Source organism: Reyranella sp., assembly GCF_036558665.1.
Classification (GTDB): Bacteria; Pseudomonadota; Alphaproteobacteria; order Reyranellales; family Reyranellaceae; genus Reyranella.
The window spans coordinates 1-2,903 of the sequence record NZ_DATBFE010000044.1 but is presented as its reverse complement, the minus strand read 5'-3'; the positions used below and the strand labels follow the sequence as shown (position 1 = coordinate 2,903).

The 2,903-nt window shown below is 68.1% G+C and carries 2 protein-coding genes; one reads left to right on the top strand and one right to left on the bottom strand.

What is annotated here, in order from left to right:
* Positions 1-70: 70 nt before the first annotated feature.
* The gene (locus VH499_RS06545; RefSeq protein WP_332051896.1) at positions 71-1,561 is read right to left on the bottom strand and encodes a leucyl aminopeptidase; all 1,491 of its coding nucleotides are present in this window, start codon (positions 1,559-1,561) and stop codon (positions 71-73) included.
* 146 nt (positions 1,562-1,707) lie between these two features.
* Between VH499_RS06545 and VH499_RS06540 the strand changes: the two genes are divergently transcribed.
* A partial coding sequence (locus VH499_RS06540; RefSeq protein WP_332051895.1) for a UDP-glucose dehydrogenase family protein occupies positions 1,708-2,903 on the top strand: 1,196 nt, incomplete at its 3' end.

Here is a 2,903-nt window from a genome sequence, read left to right as displayed (position 1 = left end):
CGCGGCAGCGTGTCTTCGAGCGACGTCCGGGTCAAATGATAGAAGTTGACCTCGCTGGGCACGGCCCGCGTCAGCGCTCGTGGTTGTCGGCGATCCAGCGGTCGAGCAGCCGCACGCCATAGGCGGTGGCGCCCTTGGGCGTGGTGTCGTTGCCCTTGGTCGACCACGCCATGCCGGCGATGTCGAGATGCGCCCAGGCCACCCCGTCCTGCACGAAACGCTGCAGGAACTGAGCCGCCGTGATCGAGCCGCCGTCGCGTCCGTTGCTGACGTTCCTCATGTCGGCGATGTCGGAATCGATCAGCTTGTCGTACTTGGGCCCGAGCGGCATGCGCCACAGTTTCTCGCCCACCATCGAGCCGGCCGCGCGCAGCTTGTTGGAGAGCGCGGTGTTGTTCGAAAACAAGCCCGCCCGCTCATGCCCCAGCGACACGATGATCGCGCCGGTCAGCGTCGAAAGCTCGACCATCGCCTGCGGCTTGAACTTCTCCTGCGCGTACCACATGGCGTCGCACAGGATCAGCCGGCCCTCGGCGTCGGTGTTGATCACCTCGACGGTCTGACCCGACATGGTCTTGACCACGTCGCCCGGCCGCTGGGCCTCGCCGCTCGGCATGTTCTCGACCAGCGCGCAGACGCCCACGACATTGGCCCGGGCCTTGCGGCCGGCCAGCAGCATCATCGCGCCGGTGACCGCGCCGGCGCCGCCCATGTCCCACTTCATGTCCTCCATGCCGCCGGCCGGCTTGATGGAGATGCCGCCGGTGTCGAAGCACACGCCCTTGCCGATCAGCGCGACCGGCGCCTGGCTCTTCGGTCCGTTCATCCAGCGCATGACGAGGAGCTGCGAGTCGCGCGCGCTGCCCTGGCCCACGCCCAGCAGCGCGCCCATGCCGAGCTTCTTCATCTCGGCTTCGCCCAGGATCTCGACCTTCACGCCGAGTTTCGCGAGCTCCCTGGCGCGGCGCGCGAATTCGACCGGAAAGAGGACGTTGGCGGGCTCGCTCACGAGATCGCGGGTGAAGAAGACGGCGTTGACCGCCGGCTCGAGCCGGGCGTAGGCGCGCTTCGCCTCGGCCACGGTCGACACCACGACGGTGACCTGCTCCAGGGTCGGCTTCTGCTCGGGCTTCTCCTTGGTCTTGTACTTGTCGAAGCGGTAGCCGCGCAGGCGCGCGCCGAGCGCGACGTGGGCCGCGATCTCGGCCGGCGAGAGCCTCGTGCCCTTCACCGGATCGACGACAACGGTCACGGCCTTCTGGCCCGCGGCATTGGCATCGGCGACCACCAGCCCGCCGAGACTCTCGGCGGCCCGCGCATCGAGCTCGCGCGGCTTGCCGACCCCCAGCAGCAGCAGGCGGCCGAGTTGCTGCTGGCCCAGCACGCTCAGCGACTGGCCCTTGGCGCCGGTGAAGCGGCTTGTCGCGATGGCCCGTTCGACGGCGCCGCCGGCCTGCTGGTCGAGAGCCTTTGCCGTTGCGAGAAGTTGCTTTTCCGCCGAGACGAAAACAGCGACATTGCCGGAGAAGGCCTTCGGGAAGGCCGAAAATTCCACTTTCATTCAGTCCCTCGCATTCCGAGCCGAGTTTTCGCGCCTGCGACCGGACGGCGCAAGCCGCGAATCGCCGTCGTCGGGACGGGAAATTCGGGGCTGGCATCTCGGCCCGTGCGACAGTATCAGTACCGGCCCTCGAATTGGGAATGGAAATGACCTCAGCTTCTCTGCCTCGCGTTTCGGTGGTCGGTCTCGGCAAGCTCGGCGCCCCGCTCGCCGCGGTCCTCGCCAGTCGCGGCTTCACGGTCACCGGCCTCGACGTCAACAAGGCGCTGGTCGACGCCATGAACGCCGGCAAGATGCCGATCGTCGAGCCGCAGCTCAACGAGCTGATCGCCGCCAACAAGGCGCGGCTCACGGCCACCATGGACGCCGCCGAGGCGGTGCAGAACAGCGACGCGAGCTTCGTGATCGTGCCGACGCCGTCCGACAGCACCGGCTTCTTCTCCAACCGCTTCGTGCTGCAGGCGATGCAGACGCTGGGCAAGGCGCTGCGCGACAAGACCGGCTACCACGTCGTGGTCATCACCAGCACCGTGATGCCCGGCACGACCGGCAGCGAGATCAGGGCGGCGCTGGAAGCCGCCTCGGGCCGCAAGGTCGGCCCCGACCTCGGCCTCTGCTACAATCCAGAGTTCATCGCGCTCGGCAGCGTGGTGCGCGACATGCTCTATCCCGACTCGATCCTGATCGGCGAGAGTGACGCCAAGGCGGGCGACATGCTGCAGACCATCTACCTGCAGCTCTGCGAGAAGAAGCCGCCGGTGCAGCGCATGAACTTCGTCAACGCCGAGCTCACCAAGATCTCGGTGAACACCTACGTCACGACCAAGATCTCCTACGCCAACATGCTGGCCGACCTGTGCGACCGGCTGCCGGGCGCCGACGTCGACGTGGTGACCCGGGCGCTCGGCGCCGACACCCGCATCGGGGCCAAGTACCTCAAGGGCGCCATGGGCTATGGCGGCCCCTGCTTTCCGCGCGACAACGTGGCTTTCGCCGCACTCGCCCGCAAGATCGGCGCCCGCGCCGACGTCGCCGAGGCGACCGACCGCATCAACAACCACCAGATCGAGCGCGTCACCGGGCTCGTCGCGAAGTTCGCCAAGGCCGGCACCCGCATCGCCCTGCTCGGCCTCTCCTACAAGCCGCATACGCCGGTCGTCGAGGAAAGCCACAGCGTCAAGATAGCAGCCCGGCTCGCCGACGCGGGCTACGTGGTGACCGTGCACGACCCGCTGGCGCAGGACGCCGCCGTCGCCGCGCTGGGCGACAAGGTCGTCGAGGCCTCCTCGCTCGACAGCGCCGTGCGCGGCTGCGATCTCCTGATCGTCGCCACAGCCTGGCC

Excerpts from the sequence above, each read along its gene's own strand:
- VH499_RS06545 (WP_332051896.1), bottom strand. The coding sequence starts at position 1,561 with ATGAAAGTGGAATTTTCGGCCTTCCCGAAGGCCTTCTCCGGCAATGTC.